The sequence below is a fragment of the Streptomyces sp. NBC_00435 genome, from assembly GCF_036014235.1.
In the GTDB taxonomy this organism is placed as follows: Bacteria; Actinomycetota; Actinomycetes; order Streptomycetales; family Streptomycetaceae; genus Streptomyces.
On sequence record NZ_CP107924.1, the window covers coordinates 2,627,438 to 2,643,491 of the forward strand.

A 16,054-nucleotide genomic window follows, 5' to 3' on the forward strand; every position below is an offset into this window, starting at 1 on the left:
CCGCCCCCGGTCCAGCTCTTGAACCACCTCAGCACGGGTGATTTCCGGCCATTACAGGTCGAGGGTCGCCGTCAGCCGCGTGTCGCCGTGCGAGCGGCTCGCGCGGACCTCGTAGCCGCCGCCGATCCGCCGCCAGGAGCGGGAGTCCTCGTCCCAGATCTCGAAGGCCCGCTCCGGCAGGGCGATCTCGACCTCGACGCTCTCGCCGGGACCGGCCGCCACGCTCGCGAAGCCGGCCAGCCAGCTCGCCGGGCGCTCCACGGTCGCGCTCCGGGCGCCGTCGAACGCGGAGGCCACGGGGGCCAGGTAGACCTGGACGGTCTCGCGGCCCGGCCGGGTGCCGGTGTTGGTGACGCGCACCCGCGCCGCCGCGGGGGTCGCCTCCAGGGACTCGTAGGCCCAGTCCGTGTAGCCGAGGCCGTGCCCGAAGGGGAAGGCGGGGGCGATCCCGTGCTTCTCGTAGGCCCGGTAGCCGATGAAGAGCCCCTCGCCGTACTCCAGGCGTCCCCCGGTGGGGACCACCTCGGTGACCGGCGCGTCGGTGAACTCCGCGGGCCAGGTGGTGGGCAGCCGCCCGCCCGGCTCCGCGTCACCGAGGAGTACGTCGGCCAGCGCGGCCCCGCCCTCCTGCCCGGGGAACCAGGTCAGCAGTACGGCGGCCACGTCCTCGCGCCAGGGGAGTTCCACCGGGGAGCCCGCGTTGACGACGACCACGGTGTTCGGGTTGACGGCGGCGACGGCCCGGACCAGGTCGTCCTGCCGGCCCGGCAGGCCGAGGTCCTTGCGGTCGAAGCCCTCGGACTCCACCCGCTCGGTGGTGGCGACCACCACGACGGCGGTGTCGGCGGCCCGTGCCGCTTCCACGGCCTGCGCGATGAGCTCGTCGGCGGAGCGCTGCGGGCCGAGGTGGAGGAAGGAGAACATGATCGCCTTGAGCGGCAGGGCGCTCATGTCGGGGACCTGGTAGGTCAGCGAGACCTCGACGGACTCGCCCTCGGTCAGGGTGATCCGGGTGCGCTCGCTGGGGGCGCCGAAGAAGGCCTCGAACGGGTCGGCCTCGTTGCCCATCTGCTGGACGCCGTCCCAGCGGACCTCCCCGCCGACGGCGAGGGTGAAGGCGCCGAGTCCGCGGGTGCCGAAGGCGTGCTCGCCGCTCTCGCGCGGGACGAACGTACCGACGACCTCGATGCTCGCCATCGTCCCGTACCCGGCGCCCTCGGGCAGGTCGTCGCCGATCCACTGGACCTGGCCGGTGGGCAGCGTGCCCGTGCCGAGGACGGCTCCGGAGGCGTCCCGGCAGATCGCGCGGAGCTCGAAGCCCTTGTCGGCGGGGGTCAGTTCGTCACTGGGGTCGGCGCCGACGGCGTAGGTCAGGGAGCCTTCGGGGAGGGCGGCGCTCAGACCGTCCAGCGGGGAGACGATCCGCTCGGGGAAGACGGTGGCCGAGCCGCCGCCGAGCACGCGGGCGTCGCGGGCGGCGGCGCCGATGAGGGCGACGGTACGGCCGGCGGAGGTGTCGAGCGGCAGCGCGCGCCGCTCGCCGGACACGGGCTCGTTGCGGACGAGGACGAAGCCGCGGGCGGCGAGCTCGCGGGCCAGGGCCTGGCCGTCGATGGGCGCCGGGACCTCGCCGACCACGGCGGGGGCGCCCTCCAGGATGCCGACGCGGGCGGCGAGGCGCAGGACGTTGCGGACCGCCTCGTCGACGGCGGACTCGGGGACCTCGCCGGAGCGGACGGCGTCGGCGAGCGGCGTGCCGTAGACGGTGACGGGGCCGGGCATGGCCACGTCGAGGCCGCCGAGGATGTCGCCGGTGGTGGAGCGGGCGGCCATCCAGTCGGAGACGTTGTAGCCGTCGAAGCCCCATTCGGCGCGCAGGACCTCGTTGACGAGGTGGGTGTTCTCGGTCATCGTCACGCCGTTGACCCGGTTGTAGGCGGTCATGATGCCCCACGGGTGGGCATTGGCGACGATGGCCTCGAAGGGGGCCAGGTACAGCTCGCGCAGCGGGCGCGGGGCGATGACGCTGTCGACGGTGAACCGCTCGGTCTCGGCGTCGTTGCCGACGAAGTGCTTGACGGTGGTGCCCACGCCACCGTCCTGGACGCCGTTCACGTAGCCGCTGCCGACGGCGCCGGTGAGGTACGGGTCCTCGGAGTAGCACTCGAAGTGCCGCCCGCCCAGCGGGGAGCGGTGCAGGTTGACGGTGGGCGCGAGGAGGACGTGTACGCCCTTGCGGCGGGCCTCCTGGGCGAGGAGGCGGCCGGCCCGGCGGGCGAGCTCGGGGTCCCAGGCGGCGGCGAGCGCGGTCGGGGAGGGCAGGGCGATGGACGGGTCGTCGGCGGTCCAGCGCACGCCGCGGACCCCGATGGGCCCGTCGGACATGACCAGGGACTCCAGTCCGATCTCGGGGACGGCGGGCAGGGACCACATGTCCTGGCCTGCGAGCAGCCGGGCCTTGGTTTCGAGATCCAGCTTGCCCAGCGCCGCCTCTACGACGTCGTTGCGGACCTGATCGGCATTGGTCACGGCCATGCCTCCTCATTGAGTGCGGGTGCGCGATGTGGTGCGGTGCGGTGCGGTGACCCCATCGTGGACCGTCTACCTGTAGAACGGTAGGGTTTGTAACTTGTTCGTAATCTTGCGCTGGATGCCGTACCGTCCTGCTGGCAGCTGTGGAGCGGAAGGGGTACCGGCGCGATGGCCAGGGCGAGGAGCGAGGAACGGCGCGGGGACATCGTGCGCGCGGCCGTCGAGGTGATCGCGGAACGCGGTTACCGCGGCGCTTCGCTGGGGACGGTCGCCGAACGCGTGGGCCTCACCCAGCAGGGGCTGCTGCACTACTTCCCGACCAAGGAAGCGCTGCTCGTCGCGGTCCTGGAGGAGCGCGACCGCTGGGACACCGGCGGTGGCGCGCGCGCCTCGGCCGGGACCTGGCGCCTGGACCTGCTGGCCTCCCTGGTGGAGTACAACGCCATGCGCCCCGGCATCGTGCAGACCTTCTCCGCGCTCCTCGGCGAGAGCGTCACCGACGGCCACCCGGCACGGGAGTTCTTCACCGAGCGGTACGCGCAGGTGCGCGGGGAGATGTCGGCGGTCCTGCGCGCCGAGTTCGGGGAGCGCCTCCCCTCGGGCCTCACTCCCGAACAGGTGGCCCCGCTGCTGGCGGCGGTGATGGACGGACTGCAGTACCAGTGGCTGCTCGACCCGGACGCGGTGGACATGCCCGGCGCCTTCCGCTCCTTCCTGGCCCTGCTCCACGGCCCCGCCGCCTGAGGACCCGGACCGCTCGGACATCCTGGGACCCGTGAAGATCGCCGCCGCACAGCTGACCTGTGCTCCCGCCGACGTGACCGCCAACGCCGCACGGGCGGCCGCCCTCGCCGCACGGGCCCGGGCGGAGGGCGCCGGGCTGGTGCTCTTCCCCGAGCTCACGCTGACCGGCTACGAGCCGGCCGCGCTCGCCGCCGACCCCGGACTGTGGCTGACCGGCCCCGAGGACCCCCGGCTGGACCCCGTCCGCTCGGCCGGCATCGCCACCGCCGTCAACGTCGCGCTGCGCGCGGACGGCCCCCGGCCCGTCATCGCGACCCTGATCCACGACGCGGACGGCGCGCACGTGACGACGTACGCCAAGCGGCACCTCTTCCGGCACGAGCAGGACGTCTTCGCGGCGGGCGGGGTCCCCGGCCGCTTCGACCTCGGCGGGATCCGCTTCTCCCTGGGCATCTGCTACGACAACCACTTCGCGGACGTGCCCGGCGCGGGCGCGGCGGCCGGCTGCCGGGTCCACCTGGCGAGCTCCCTCTACGGGACGGGCGACGGGATGGCCGAGCGGGCGGCCGTCCACCCCGGGATCGCCCGGGACCACGGCATGTACGTGGTCCTCGCCAACCACGTGGGACCCGCCGGGCCGTGGACGGGATGCGGGGGCGCGGCCGTGTGGGCGCCGGACGGGACACCGCTGGCCGAGGCAGACGACCGCACGCCGTCGCTCGCCGTGGCGGAGATCCCGGCGGACGGGGCCCCGCCGGAGCAGGCCCGGAACTCGCCGTGAAACACGGCCCGGCGCGGCCCTGGAGGGCCTCGCGGCAGCCCTGCGCGGGGCGTCCGGCCGCCTGCGGCCCCCACCCGCGCGGGCCAGGACCAGCCGGCGCCGGGCAGGCCTCCACGGGGCCTCCAGCCACTCCTCACACCCGGCCTGACCTGGGCTTTTCCTGTCTCCGCCGATAAAATCGGGGACACGGGAAAGGGGTTCGGATGGACCGGAACATACGCAGTGTCGACGACGTGCTCGCCCTCATGGACGGCCTCTTCGCACCGGAGGCCGACCGCTGGACGACCGGCGGCTCCTCCTGGTGGGACGGCTTCTACGCGGACCGCGACCGGCCGGTGCCGTTCTTCGCGGCGAAGCCCGACGAGAACCTCGTCTCCTGCCTGGACCGGGGCCTGGTCCCCGGGGGCGGCCGCGCCCTGGACCTGGGCTGCGGCCCCGGACGCAACGCCCTGCACCTCGCCTCGCGGGGCTTCGAGGTGGACGCCGTCGACCTCTCGCCGACGGCCCTGGCCTGGGCCGCGGAGCGGGCCGCAGCGGCGGGGGCGCGGGTCCGCTTCCACTGCGGGGACGCCTTCGGCGGGGCCGGCGCCGGGCTCGTGGGCCCGTACGACCTGATCTACGACTCGGGCTGCTTCCACCACCTGCCGCCGCACCGCCGGGTCAGCTACCTGGCCCTGCTGGAGCGGCTCCTGGCGCCCGGCGGCCGGTTCGCCCTCACCTGCTTCGCCTCGGGCGCGATGGGCTCCGAACTGCCCGACGCGGACTTCTACGGCCGGGCCCGCCTCGAAGGCGGCCTCGCCTACACCCCGGAGTCACTGCGGTGGGTCTTCGCCGGCCTCACCGAGGTCGAGCTGCGCCGGATGAACGACGAGCCCGTCTCCTCCGACTCCTTCGGCGAAGCGTTCCTCTGGACGGCGCTGTTCCGCCGCCCGGAATGAGGGCGCCACCACCCTACTGGGGCGCCGACTCGAGGCCCTGGGACTGCCCCTGGACCGCACCCTGTCCCTGGCCCCCGTCCCGCTCCTCGTCCCCCTCGACCAGGTCGCGGACCATCAGCGTGGCCCCCGCGACCGCGCCGGGCATCAGGAACACGGCGACGAGGGGCACGAGGAAGGCCAGCACCAGCGGCACCCCGAAGCCGAGCGCCAGTCCCCGGCGCGAGCGCAGCAGCGCCAGCTGCCCGGGGAGCTCCACGCGGCGGCGCATCAGGGCGACGGAGACGAGCTCCTGGGTGAGGAAGAAGCCGGAGACGCAGAATCCGAGGACCGGGACCACGGTCTGCCCGAGCACCGGGACGAAGCCGAGGCCGAAGAGCAGGATCCCGAAGAGCAGCACCCTGCCGAGGATCTTCAGGCTGTCCCGGGCGGAGATCCACAGCTCCTGCCAGAGCGTGAGCCCGGACTCCGGCACCTCACCGCCCTCGGTGCGGTCGACCTGCTCCGAGAGGGACTCGTAGAACGGCTGGCCCACGAGCAGGGTCACGGCGGTGAAGGTGATCACCGCGAGGAAGAGGCCGAGGCAGAAGACCAACGCGGTCAGAAAGCCGCGGAAGAGCCCGAGCCACGGGGAGGACCAGCCGTCGGCGAAGGGGGTCGCCCAGGCGGTCAGATCGTCGGCGCCGAAGCCGAGCCCGATGAGCGCGCCGGCGTACAGCACCAGCGAGACGAGCCCGGGCAGCAGCCCGAAGCCCAGCCACCGTCCATGCCGCAGTGCCCACCGCTGGCCGGCCAGCAGATAGCCGAATCCCCCCGCAAGATCACGCATGGGGCCAGTTTAGGCGGCGCCGCGTACGGCGAAGGCCGCACCCCGGTGCCTGGGTGCGGCCTTCGCCGGAAGAACCGGAGTGGAGCCCGGATCAGACCGCGAGCTCGACCGTGATGTTGCCGCGGGTCGCCTTGGAGTACGGGCAGACCTGGTGGGCCTTCTCGATGAGGTCCTTGGCGGTGGCGACGTCCACGTTCGGGATGGAGGCCGAGATCTTGACGATGATGCCGAAGCCGTCGTCGTTCTTGCCGATGCCGACCTCGGCGGTGACGGTGGAGCCGGTGATGTCGGCGTTCTCGTTGCGGGCGACGACGCCGAGCGCACCCTGGAAGCAGGCGCTGTAGCCGGCGGCGAACAGCTGCTCCGGGTTGGTGCCCTCGCCGCTGCCACCGAGCTCCTTCGGCGGGTTCACGACGACGTCGAGCTTGCCGTCGTTGGTGGCGACGCGACCGTCACGGCCGTTCTCGGCGGTGGCAACAGCGGTGTACGCGACGTCGGACTGCTGGATGGACATGTAAGGAAATCCTCCTGGTGAATCGCCGCGACTCGCGCCCACGCGTCGCGGCGGTGTGGTGTGAGCCTAACCGGTGAAAGAAACGATCATCTTTCCGGTGTTCTCGCCGCGGAGCATTCCGAGGAACGCGGCCGCCGCGTTCTCCACACCCTCGACGACCGTCTCGTCGGCGACGAGCTGCCCGGAGGCCAGCCAGCCGGCCACGTCCTGGACGAACTTCGGCTGGAGCCCCGCGTGGTCGCCGACCAGCACGCCCTGCAGCCGCAGCCGCTTGCCGATGACCAGCGCGAGGTTGCTCGGACCGGGCGTGGGCTCGGTGGCGTTGTACTGGGCGATGGCCCCGCACAGGGTGGCCCGGCCGTGCACGTTCAGGGAGGAGATGGCGGCCTCCAGGTGGTCACCGCCCACGTTGTCGAAGTAGACGTCGATGCCCTCGGGCGCGGCTTCCTTCAGCTGCCCGGCGACGGGGCCGTTCTTGTAGTTGAAGGCGGCGTCGAAACCGTACTTCTCCGTGAGGAGCGTCACCTTCTCGTCCGAACCGGCGGAGCCGATCACCCGGGAGGCGCCCTTGATCTTCGCGAACTGGCCGACGAGTCCGCCGACGGCACCGGCCGCGCCGGAGACGAAGACGGAGTCGCCCTCCTTGAAGGAGGCCACCTCGAAGAGCCCGGCGTAGGCGGTCAGGCCCGGCATGCCGAGGACGCCGAGATAGGCGGAGAGGGGGGCGAGCGAGGCGTCCACCTTGGTGGCGTGCTTGGCGTCCAGGTCCGCGTACTCGCGCCAGCCCAGGCCGTGCAGCACGTGGTCACCGACCGCGAAGCGCTCGTCGGCGGAGGCCACGACCTCGCCGACCGCGCCGCCGTCCATGGGCGCGTCCAGCTGGAAGGGCGGGATGTAGGACTTCACGTCGTTCATCCGACCGCGCATGTAGGGGTCGACGGACATGTGGAGGTTGCGCACCAGGATCCGGCCGGGGGCCGGGGCGGCCACCGGCACCTCGCGCAGGGCGAAGTCCTCGGCTACGGGCCAGCCCTGCGGGCGGCGGACGAGGTGCCACTCGCGGCTGACGGCGGGGATCTGGGACATGGGGCGCTCCTGGGATGAGGGGAGGAAATGCTTCACAACGTGAAACAACCATGCGCCTGGATATTTCATGTTGTCAAGTAAATGGGTACGCTGGATCCATGCCCAGTCGTCGCGCAGACCCCCTGACCCTCGAGGTCGTCGAGCTCATCGGCGACGTCGTGGCCCGCTACCACCAGGAGTACGAGCACGCGGCCTCCAGCCACCAGCTCACCGGCGCCCAGGCCCGCGTGCTGAACCTGCTCTCCCTGGAACCGATGCCGATGCGCAAGATCGCCCAGAAGCTGCGGTGCGAGCCGTCGAACATCACCGGCATCGTGGACCGCCTGGAGACCCGCGGCCTGGTCGAGCGCCGCCCCGACCCGGCCGACCGCCGGGTGAAACTGGCCGCGGCCACCGAGGACGGCCTGCAGACCGCGGACCGGCTGCGCGAGTCGCTGGACTTCGCCCGGGAGCCGCTGGCCGGCCTCTCCACGGCGGAGCGGGCGGTCCTGCGCGACCTGCTCAGGCGGATGCTGGGCTGAGCCCGCGGCGGGGCGCCGGCCGGGCCCCCGGCGTCATCGGCGGGACCCTCAGCAGAAGATGTTCCACCACGGGCAGTCCGGGGTCGGTGTCTGGCTCGGCTTCGGCGTCGGCTTGGGCTTCGGCCCCTTCGAGGTCGACGCCCCGGTGGGGGTCGCGGTGCCGCTGGGCCCCGGCGTGGCCGGAGCCGACCGCGTGGGCTTTACGCCTCCCCCTGCCCCGGTGGCGCTCCGCGACGGCCCCGCGCCCCCGGAGGCGGAGGCCGACGGCCCGGGCCCGGAGCCCTCGCTCCCCCCGGCACCGGCGCCGGGCCCGGCCGCCTTCGTCCCCCCGGCCCCGGCCTTCGCGGTGCCGGCGGCGACGGCCGTGGCCCTGCCCGAAGGCGCCTTCGACGGCGCGGCCGGAGCCCCCGTCAGGCCCGGCAGCCGCGCCGGCGGCTCGGGACCCGCGTCGTCGGTCAGCACCACGGTGGCGGCCCGATCGGTGCGTTCACCGTCGGCCGCCATCCGGGCCAGCCCGAGGGAGACCCCGGCGGCGAGCAGCAGCCCGAGCCCCGCGGTGAGGGCGGTCCGGCGGCGGCGCCGGTGCCCGGCGCGGCGGCGGCCGGCCGCGCGGCCCCGCCCTTCGTCCCGCCCGCCGGACAGCACGACGAGCGAGTCGGCGTACACGTCGGCGAGCGCGGCCGGGTCGCCCCCGGGAGCCGGTGCGGCACCGAAGGCGGCGGCCGGACGGGCGGGCGCGGCGGGCGTCAGGTATTCGGCCGGGGTCCCGCACCCGGCGCACGCCAGCGCGCCGTTGAGGTACCTGCGGCAGGCTATGCAGTAGTCCATGGCGCCCCGCAGGCTACGCGTTCGCGCGCAACGTCCGGATACCGGGTTCGTGAGGATCCTGTGTGGAATCGTGGAGTCCATGACAGGGACACCCCGGCCCCCGGACTCCGCCCCGGCGGCCTTCGGCCCGGCCGCCTTCCAGCTCGTACTGCTGCGCCGGATGGCGGACTTCCAGCCGGGACTCGCCGAGGAGGCCCGCCGGCGACTCGGTGCCTCGCTCGCGCAGCAGCGGGAGGCCAACAAGCGCTGGCAGGCCATGGTCCGGTCCCCGCGCTCCCGGGGCGCCCTGGCCCGGTACCGCTCGGTGCTCGGCCCGCCGCAGGCCGTGGAGTCCCGCGCGATCGGCGATCTGACGTGCGAGGCCCTGCTGTGGCCCGTGCCGCTCTGGCCCGACCTGCGCTTCGAGGTGCTCGCCGCGCCGGACGGGGCCGTGTGGAACGAGTGGCTGGTCCGGGCCCCGGGCGTGCCCGGCCCCGTCCTGGAGTCGCCGCAGGACCTGCGGCCCTGGTCGGCGACGGTCGACGAGGTGTCCCGGGCCTTCGCCCCCGTCCGCCCGATGGAGGGCACCGCGCCGACGCGGTGGCGCCTGGCGTTCACCGCGTCGGGGCGGGGCTGCGTCGCGGAGTTCACGTACGGCCTGCTCCAGGAGGTCTCCGTACAGCCGGACCGGGGCTGATCAGGAGCGCAGGAAGGCCCGTACGCCCGCCGAGGTGGGGTCGTCCCCGAGCAGGTCGTTGTGCTTGAGGCAGCCGACCGCGGTGTTCACCGCCCCGGTGAGCGGGACGCTGTCGTCGGGGTTGACGACCTCGTCGCAGTTGGACCAGAAGGTCGCGTACTTCACCGCGCCGGGGGTCTCGTCGCCGGAGTTCAGGTTCTTCACCACGTAGGAACCGGGGGTCATGTCACGGCAGGCCTGGTCCCACAGGGCGCAGGCCCAGGCGGTGGAGGTGCCGCGGTTGGGACCGGCCAGCGAGACCCAGTGGCCGACGGACGCGCCGCCGCCGCCGAACTTCACGTACCAGCGGGTGACGAGCGACCCGAAGGAGTGGGCGACGAGGTCCACGCGGGCGGCGCCGGTCTGCCGGCGCACCTCGTCCACGTAGGCGGCGAGGCGTCCGGCGAGCACCTCGTTGACCGACTGGTGGGTGTCGTAGCCGAAGGAGTAGAGCTCGGAGTCGGCGTACCCGTCGGCGCGCAGGTCCTCGCGCAGGGAGCCCCAGACGCCCGGGTCGGCGTTGTAGCCGTGCACGAAGACCACCGGATCGTGCGCGGCGGTCCGCGCGGCGGCCTGTCCGGAAGCCTGCCCGGCGGCCTGTCCGGAAGCCCGCTCGGAAGCCTGCCCGGCGGCCTGTGCCGGGAGGCCGGGCGCCGCGAGCAGCGCCAGGCAGAGCGTCAGCAGCGCGAGCAGTCGCTGGCGGACCGTCAGCATCGAGTCCCCTTTACCTTGTTACGCACGAGTAGCTGGATCGGTGCGGGCATGGTCGCGCCTCGCGTCGCAGAATTCCACCCCCGTGCAGCACTCACCGACACCCCTCGCACCCCTCCTGTACCTCAAGACACCCCCCACCCGGAGCATCAAATCGGGCAATACGGGTAATTCACCCGAGAAGATACGAAGTGTGACCGGCGCCCGCCGGTCTTCTTGCGCCAGCGCTCTCGGGAGGATCTGCCGTGACCGTCAGTCTTGAGCAGTTGCGCCGCTGCCACGTCGCCGTCGACCTCGGGGCGGCCAGGACCCGCGTCTACGTCAAGGGCGCCGGCCTGGTCGTGGACGAGCCCAGCGTCGCCGCCGTGAACACGCGGACCGGCGCACTCATCGCCGTCGGGACCTTCGCCGAGCGGATGACCGGCCGCACGCCCGACTACATCCGGGTCGTACGCCCCGTCTCCGGCGGCACCGTCGTGGACATCGAGATGGCCCAGCGCATGCTCCGCCACCTCCTCGGCGAGAAGCTGCGGCGCGCCCTGCGGCGCAAGCCCCGGCTGCGGGCCGCCGCCTGCACCCCGCACGACGCCGACCCGCTCGCCCAGCGGGCCGCCGTGGAAACCCTCGTCGGGCTCGGCGCCCGGCGCGTCGAACTCGTCGACACCCTGATCGCGGCGGCCGTCGGCTGCGGACTGCCAGTGGAGCAGCCGACCGCGACGATGATCATGGTGTGCGGGGCCGCAGCCACCCAGGTCGCCGTCCTCTCCCTCGGCTCGATCGTCACCGCCCAGCGGATCCCGGTCGGCGGCGAGGCCATCGACCACGCGATCGTCCAGCACCTGCGCCACGCGCACGAGCTGATGCTCCCCAGCCAGGCCGTCCGCCCGCTCCAGCTGGCCCTGCACGGCAACGGCATCACCGCCGAAGGCCCCGCCTCCACCCTCATCCACGGCCGCGACGTGGCCACCGGACTCGCCCGCTCCGTCCACGTGGACACCGCGGCCGTCCGCGATGCCATCCACACCCCGCTGACCGCCGTGCTCGACGGCATCGGCAAGGTGCTGCGCGACTGCCCGCCGGACCTGGTGGCGGACCTGACGGACCGGGGGATCATGATGGTGGGTGGCAGCGCCCTGCTGCCGGGCCTGGACCAGATGCTCCGCGACGCGACCGGGATGCCCGTGGCCATCGCGGAACGGCCCGACATCTGCGCGGTGCTGGGCCTCGGAATGATGCTCGAAGGAAAGATCTCCCCCATGGTTCTGAACCCGCTGGCCGGATGACGCACACCCCACCACCCGCCGGGGGCGGTGAGGAGATCGCCCGGCAGGTCGCCAGCCTTCCCGTCCTGCTGGAGGCGGTCCTCAACGTCGGTTCCGAACTCGAACTGCGGAGCACCCTCCAGCACATCGTGGACTCGGCGACCGAACTGTGCGGGGCCCGGTACGGAGCGCTCGGGGTCGTCGACCCCGAGCGCGTCCGGCTGACCGGGCTGTTCTCCTCCGGCATGACCGAGGCCGACAGGGCCGCGATCGGCCGTCTGCCGGACGGCCGTTCCGGCCTGCTCGGCGCCCTCGTCGCCGACCCGCGCCCGCTGATGCTGGAGGACCTCACCCAGGACCCCCGATCGGCCGGCTTCCCGCCCGGACACCCCCCGATGCGCGGTTTCCTCGGCGTCCCCATCCGGGTCCACACGGAGGTCTTCGGCAACCTCTACCTCGCCGACAAGCAGGGCGGCCGCCCCTTCACCGACGAGGACCTGGCGCTGCTGCGCGTACTGGCCTCGCAGGCGGGCATAGCGATCGGCAACGCCCGGCTGTACGAGACCGCGCGCCGCCGGGAGCGCTGGATCGAGGGCGCCGCCGCCGTGACCACGACCCTGCTGGCGGGCCGGCCGGCGGCCGACGCGCTGATGTGCGTGGCGGAACGGGCCCGGCTGCTGGCCGACGCGGCGGCCGGGGTCGTCCTCCAGCCGACCCCGGAGGGCGGCATGGAGATCGTGGCCGCCTCCACCCAGGGGGACCCGGGGGACCTGGTGGGCACGGCCATCGCGCCGGGCTCGGCGGTCCTGAAGCAGCTCCTGGGCGGCGAGCCGGTCTTCATAGAGGACTCGGCGACCGACCCCCGGATGACCACGCACGTGCGAGAACGCTTCGGACCCAGCATGATGCTGCCCCTGCAGAGCGGCGGCCAGCTGATCGGCACGCTCGCCCTGCCGCGCGCCCGCGGCGGCCCCGCGTACGACGCGGTCGACCGGCTGCTGGCCTCCCAGTTCGCCTCCCAGGCCGCGCTGGCCCTCGTACTGGCGGACGCGCAGCACGACCGCGAGCAGCTGGCCGTCTACGAGGACCGCGACCGCATCGCCCGCGACCTCCACGACCTCGTCGTCCAGCGGCTGTTCGCGACGGAGATGATGCTGGAGAGCACGCGGCGGCGGTCCGCGAACGCGCCGTCCGGGGACACCGTGGGCGATGAGCTGAGCCGGGCCGTCGACGAACTGGACTCCACCATCCAGGAGGTCCGCACGGCCATCTTCGCCCTCCAGCAGCCACCCACGGACGCCCCGACGACCTTCCGGGGCCGGGTCCTGCGGGAGACCGGCGGGGCGGCGGTGCTGTTCGGCTTCCAGCCCTCGGTGCACTTCGCGGGCACGGTGGACGCGCTGCTGTCGGAGCCGGTCGCGGCCGACCTCCTCGCCGCCCTGCGCGGCGCGCTGGCCTCCGCGCACCGCCGCGCGGAGGTCACCACCATCGACGTCGAGGTCGACGCGGTCCCCACCCGGGTCCGTCTCACCGTCTCCGACGACGGCCGCACCGACACGGGGACCCGGGGCACGACCCTCACGTGGGAATCGCCCCTGTAGCGGAAACGCGCGGGCACTTGGCCACCGGACCGTCTGCGTACATATGATCGACCCCGATTCCATCGGGGGGCGCACACATGTCAGTTGAATTCGGCCGGGAGTGGGACCGGGCGCGCGCGGGCCTCGCGGACCAGCAAGTGGGCACGCGGCTGAACGGGGCACCGGGACCGACGGGGCCGTTCGCCCCGGGCGGCGCCGGGGACTTCGCCTCGACGCCGGCGGAGAAGAAGGCCGCCGCCGGCACGATCGAGACCGAGCTGGAGCCGGACACCAAGAAGGCCGCGGCACACGCGGACCACGACACCGCCACCGCCCAGAAGGGCTTCGAGGGCTGGGAGACCGCCCACGGTCTGAAGACCGTCACGGATACCTGGCACCAGCAGGTGAAGACCCTGATGGGCCGCCTCTCGGGAGAGAAGTACGCGCTGCGCGGGACCTCCTCGCTCTTCACCCGGAACGACACCGGGCTGGGCGACCAGTTCCTGGCGTCGCAGTCGAAGCTGAACGGCCTGTAGGGGGAACCGCGATGCCGACATACCACGAAGTCATGACCATCGACCTGGGCCTGCTGACGACGGCGGCGGGCAAGTGGGACGAGATGGCGGCCGAGCTGCACAAGGTCGAGACCCGCTACGGCGACACCGTCCAGAAGATCACCACGGAGCAGACCTGGATCGGTGTCAGCTCCCAGGCCGCCCACAGCGGCTTCGCGGCGACCCGGTACGAGTACGGCGCCGCCCAGACCCAGGCCAAGGCGATCGCGAGCCTGCTGCGGCAGTCACACGAGAAGTTCGCCGAGCTGAGGAAGAAGTTGGAGAGCGCCCGCGCCGACGCGATCGCCGCCGGCATGACCGTCTCCGAAGGGGGCCGGGTCGCTTTCGACTACGGGAAACTGACCCCCGCCGAGCGCAGCGCCTACCACCACGACCCCGACGGCCAGGCCTCCATCAGCAACGCGGTCAGCCAGTGGCAGGCGCACATCGACGACTGGGTGAGGGCCTTCGCCGTGCTCGACGAGGGCGTCAGGACCGCCCTCGCCTCCGCCGTCGTCGACAGCAACCGCGATCTCCTGGGCAAGGGCGACGAGACGCTCAACGGGTTCAACGCCCATCCCGAGACCGACCTGGCGAAGGCGGGAGCACCCCGGCCGGACAAGGACGTCGGCACGAAGACGGACGGGTGGACCAGCGAGGGCGAAGCCACCTTCACGGGGCCCGACGTGGGCGCCTCGGCCAGCGGAACCAAGTACGGCAAGGAGGCCTCGGCCAAGGCCTACGCCGACCTCTTCCACACCACCGCGAAGGGCTCCCTGACCAACGGCGACTTGAAACTGTCCGGGATCGCCGACGGCTACGCGGGCGCCAGGGCCTCCGCGAACTGGGGATTCACCGACAAGGGCGTCAACGCCAAGGCCGAGGCGTCCGTGGGAGCACGCGCCCTGGCCGAGGGGCGCGTCGACTACGGGCACGTGGGCGCCTACGGGCGGGCCGAGGGGTTCGCCGGCGCCGAGGGCCAGCTCGGTGCCCGTGCGGGCAAGGACGGGGTCACCTTCAACGCGAAGGGGTTCGCCGGGGCGAAGGGCTCCGTCGCCGGAGGCGCGGAGGTCGGCGGGATCGGCGTCGGCTCGACGGCGGAGGGCTGGTACGGTCCGGGTGCGGAGGCCAAACTGACCTTCGGCAAGGAAGACGACGGCAAATTCCACATCGGCGGCAAGGTGGGCCTCTCCCCCGGCGTCGGTGGCGCCGTGGGGCTCGAGTTCACCGTCGATCCGGACAAGGTGGTGGATGCCGCCGGTGACGCGGCCGACGCGGTCGGCGACTTCGCCGGCTCCGTCACGGACACCGTCGGCGGCTGGTTCGACTGATGTACGACCCCCTGGAAGGAAGGCCCGAGGTGCCCACGACGCTGCCGGTCCCGATCGAGTTCAGCCTCCCTGAGGGCTGGCGCCCCGCGCCCCTGGACGAGACCGCCGCCGCCGGCGTGGCCTTCGTCGCCCTGCACCCCGGACCGGACGCGGGATTCACCGCCAACATCACCGTCGACGGGGACTTCCGGCCGGACGCGGCGACACTGGACGACATGGCCGACGAGTCGGTGGAGCGGCTGCGCGAGGCCGCCGGGTCCGTGGTGGTGGCCGGCCGCCGCGAGATCGGCACCGCGGACGCACCCGGCCTGGCGCAACGGCTGACCTTCTCGGCCGTCATCGACGGGACGCCCCGCGACCTCGTCCAGTCCCACGTCTACCTGGCGGTCCTGGACCTCGCCGACCGGCACCAGCGCGCGGTGATCCAGCTGGTCCTGACCGCCACCGCGGACCAGCACGACCGAGTCCTGGGCGACTTCCAGGACTTCCTGCGCACGGTCCGCCCGGACACCGCCGGGACGGCGTCCCAGTCCGTCTCACCGCCGCGGAAGACAGGTTGACCCGATGGGCCTCTTCGACAAACTGACCGGCACCAAGCGCCCCGACAGCGGTGTCGCACCGCGTTCCGCACAAGAGGTCCGGGAGGCGCTGCTCGCGCTCAACGGGCCGGACGTGCCGTACCTGGTGCGCGCCGCCACCTCGGCGGAGGGCGCCGACCTGGTGGCCGAGTGGCGGATCCTGGAGCCGGCCTGGCGCACCTTCTTCGCCAGGACCCAGCTGGACCGGACGCTCAAGACCCGGATGCGCCTGGTCCCCGGGAACCACGAGGTGCGTACTGTCGACGAGCAGTGGGAGATCACCTGGGTCGGCGGCACCCCCAGTCTGGCGGCGTCGCGCGAGTACTCCCGCGGGCAGGTGACCGCTGTCTCGCGTCGCTGGGAGATCGGGCGGGGGGACGACGGCAAGCTGGAGAAGACGGAGACGTTCCGCTTCGATCCCGCGGACATGAAGGATCCCCTGCGGGACGCGGTCCTCGGTGCCGGATGGACCTGGCGCGGAGTGGCCTTCGGCAAGCTCTGACGGCGAGGTGCCGTGCCGGGCGGCGCCACCCCGGTGATCCTCGAGGGGCCC

At 73.2% G+C, this 16,054-nt stretch carries 17 protein-coding genes; 11 read left to right on the plus strand and 6 right to left on the minus strand.

Going from position 1 to position 16,054, the window contains the following annotated elements:
* Positions 1-51: 51 nt before the first annotated feature.
* Positions 52-2,535: a beta-glucosidase family protein gene (locus tag OG389_RS12090; RefSeq protein WP_328298478.1), complete on the minus strand. Its 2,484-nt coding sequence runs from the start codon at positions 2,533-2,535 to the stop codon at positions 52-54.
* A 165-nt stretch (positions 2,536-2,700) separates the two neighbouring features.
* Between OG389_RS12090 and OG389_RS12095 the strand changes: the two genes are divergently transcribed.
* From OG389_RS12095 to OG389_RS12105, 3 genes are all read left to right on the plus strand, one after another.
* Positions 2,701-3,276 carry a TetR/AcrR family transcriptional regulator gene (locus OG389_RS12095; protein ID WP_328298479.1) on the plus strand — a complete coding sequence of 192 codons (576 nt, stop codon included), beginning with the start codon at positions 2,701-2,703 and terminating at the stop codon, positions 3,274-3,276.
* Positions 3,277-3,307: 31 nt separating this feature from the next.
* The gene (locus OG389_RS12100) at positions 3,308-4,057 is read left to right on the plus strand and encodes a carbon-nitrogen hydrolase family protein (RefSeq protein WP_328298480.1); all 750 of its coding nucleotides are present in this window, start codon (positions 3,308-3,310) and stop codon (positions 4,055-4,057) included.
* A 203-nt stretch (positions 4,058-4,260) separates the two neighbouring features.
* Positions 4,261-4,995 (plus strand): class I SAM-dependent methyltransferase, encoded by a 735-nt coding sequence (locus OG389_RS12105; protein WP_328298481.1) that lies wholly within the window; start codon positions 4,261-4,263, stop codon positions 4,993-4,995.
* A 13-nt stretch (positions 4,996-5,008) separates the two neighbouring features.
* Here the strand turns inward: OG389_RS12105 and OG389_RS12110 are convergent, their stop codons facing one another.
* The 3 genes from OG389_RS12110 to OG389_RS12120 form a co-directional block, all read right to left on the minus strand.
* Positions 5,009-5,821 (minus strand): EI24 domain-containing protein, encoded by an 813-nt coding sequence (locus tag OG389_RS12110; protein WP_328298482.1) that lies wholly within the window; start codon positions 5,819-5,821, stop codon positions 5,009-5,011.
* Positions 5,822-5,912: 91 nt separating this feature from the next.
* Complete coding sequence (locus tag OG389_RS12115) at positions 5,913-6,335, minus strand: organic hydroperoxide resistance protein (protein ID WP_328298483.1); 423 nt, start codon at positions 6,333-6,335, stop codon at positions 5,913-5,915.
* Between the two features lie 66 nt (positions 6,336-6,401).
* A complete protein-coding gene (locus OG389_RS12120; RefSeq protein WP_328298484.1) occupies positions 6,402-7,421 on the minus strand; it encodes an NADP-dependent oxidoreductase in 1,020 nt (339 codons plus the stop codon).
* A 98-nt stretch (positions 7,422-7,519) separates the two neighbouring features.
* Between OG389_RS12120 and OG389_RS12125 the strand changes: the two genes are divergently transcribed.
* Positions 7,520-7,942 (plus strand): MarR family winged helix-turn-helix transcriptional regulator, encoded by a 423-nt coding sequence (locus OG389_RS12125; protein WP_328298485.1) that lies wholly within the window; start codon positions 7,520-7,522, stop codon positions 7,940-7,942.
* A gap of 48 nt (positions 7,943-7,990) precedes the next feature.
* Here the strand turns inward: OG389_RS12125 and OG389_RS12130 are convergent, their stop codons facing one another.
* Positions 7,991-8,770 (minus strand): SCO2400 family protein, encoded by a 780-nt coding sequence (locus OG389_RS12130; RefSeq protein WP_328298486.1) that lies wholly within the window; start codon positions 8,768-8,770, stop codon positions 7,991-7,993.
* 79 nt (positions 8,771-8,849) lie between these two features.
* Here OG389_RS12130 and OG389_RS12135 point away from each other — a divergent pair, with 79 nt between their 5' ends.
* The gene (locus OG389_RS12135) at positions 8,850-9,446 is read left to right on the plus strand and encodes a hypothetical protein (protein WP_328298487.1); all 597 of its coding nucleotides are present in this window, start codon (positions 8,850-8,852) and stop codon (positions 9,444-9,446) included.
* Here the strand turns inward: OG389_RS12135 and OG389_RS12140 are convergent, their stop codons facing one another.
* Positions 9,447-10,199, minus strand: coding sequence for an esterase/lipase family protein (locus OG389_RS12140; protein ID WP_328298488.1), 753 nt, complete (start codon positions 10,197-10,199; stop codon positions 9,447-9,449). It lies immediately after the preceding gene.
* Positions 10,200-10,441: 242 nt separating this feature from the next.
* On the opposite strand from OG389_RS12140, the gene OG389_RS12145 reads away from it, so the two are divergent.
* The 6 genes from OG389_RS12145 (at position 10,442) to OG389_RS12170 (ending at position 16,003) form a co-directional block, all read left to right on the plus strand.
* The gene (locus tag OG389_RS12145) at positions 10,442-11,479 is read left to right on the plus strand and encodes a rod shape-determining protein (RefSeq protein WP_328298489.1); all 1,038 of its coding nucleotides are present in this window, start codon (positions 10,442-10,444) and stop codon (positions 11,477-11,479) included.
* Entirely contained in the window at positions 11,476-13,059 is a 1,584-nt protein-coding gene (locus tag OG389_RS12150; protein ID WP_328298490.1) for a GAF domain-containing protein, read from the plus strand. Before OG389_RS12145 ends, OG389_RS12150 begins: the two co-directional genes overlap by 4 nt.
* A gap of 77 nt (positions 13,060-13,136) precedes the next feature.
* Positions 13,137-13,574: a hypothetical protein gene (locus OG389_RS12155; RefSeq protein WP_328298491.1), complete on the plus strand. Its 438-nt coding sequence runs from the start codon at positions 13,137-13,139 to the stop codon at positions 13,572-13,574.
* A gap of 32 nt (positions 13,575-13,606) precedes the next feature.
* On the plus strand, positions 13,607-14,923 hold the full coding sequence (locus OG389_RS12160) for a hypothetical protein (protein ID WP_328298492.1): 1,317 nt from the start codon (positions 13,607-13,609) through the stop codon (positions 14,921-14,923).
* 29 nt (positions 14,924-14,952) lie between these two features.
* On the plus strand, positions 14,953-15,483 hold the full coding sequence (locus OG389_RS12165; RefSeq protein ID WP_328298493.1) for a hypothetical protein: 531 nt from the start codon (positions 14,953-14,955) through the stop codon (positions 15,481-15,483).
* A 4-nt stretch (positions 15,484-15,487) separates the two neighbouring features.
* Positions 15,488-16,003, plus strand: a complete 516-nt coding sequence (locus tag OG389_RS12170; RefSeq protein ID WP_328298494.1) for a hypothetical protein — start codon at positions 15,488-15,490, stop codon at positions 16,001-16,003.
* The last annotated feature ends 51 nt before the right edge of the window (positions 16,004-16,054 follow it).

Coding starts and splice junctions, on each gene's coding strand:
- OG389_RS12110 (WP_328298482.1), bottom strand. CDS start 5,821: ATGCGTGATCTTGCGGGGGGATTCGGCTATCTGCTGGCCGGCCAGCGG.
- OG389_RS12150 (WP_328298490.1), top strand. CDS start 11,476: ATGACGCACACCCCACCACCCGCCGGGGGCGGTGAGGAGATCGCCCGG.
- OG389_RS12105 (WP_328298481.1), top strand. CDS start 4,261: ATGGACCGGAACATACGCAGTGTCGACGACGTGCTCGCCCTCATGGAC.
- OG389_RS12135 (WP_328298487.1), top strand. CDS start 8,850: ATGACAGGGACACCCCGGCCCCCGGACTCCGCCCCGGCGGCCTTCGGC.
- OG389_RS12130 (WP_328298486.1), bottom strand. CDS start 8,770: ATGGACTACTGCATAGCCTGCCGCAGGTACCTCAACGGCGCGCTGGCG.
- OG389_RS12160 (WP_328298492.1), top strand. CDS start 13,607: ATGACCATCGACCTGGGCCTGCTGACGACGGCGGCGGGCAAGTGGGAC.
- OG389_RS12095 (WP_328298479.1), top strand. CDS start 2,701: ATGGCCAGGGCGAGGAGCGAGGAACGGCGCGGGGACATCGTGCGCGCG.
- OG389_RS12170 (WP_328298494.1), top strand. CDS start 15,488: ATGGGCCTCTTCGACAAACTGACCGGCACCAAGCGCCCCGACAGCGGT.
- OG389_RS12140 (WP_328298488.1), bottom strand. CDS start 10,199: ATGCTGACGGTCCGCCAGCGACTGCTCGCGCTGCTGACGCTCTGCCTG.
- OG389_RS12090 (WP_328298478.1), bottom strand. CDS start 2,535: ATGGCCGTGACCAATGCCGATCAGGTCCGCAACGACGTCGTAGAGGCG.
- OG389_RS12120 (WP_328298484.1), bottom strand. CDS start 7,421: ATGTCCCAGATCCCCGCCGTCAGCCGCGAGTGGCACCTCGTCCGCCGC.
- OG389_RS12115 (WP_328298483.1), bottom strand. CDS start 6,335: ATGTCCATCCAGCAGTCCGACGTCGCGTACACCGCTGTTGCCACCGCC.
- OG389_RS12155 (WP_328298491.1), top strand. CDS start 13,137: ATGTCAGTTGAATTCGGCCGGGAGTGGGACCGGGCGCGCGCGGGCCTC.
- OG389_RS12125 (WP_328298485.1), top strand. CDS start 7,520: ATGCCCAGTCGTCGCGCAGACCCCCTGACCCTCGAGGTCGTCGAGCTC.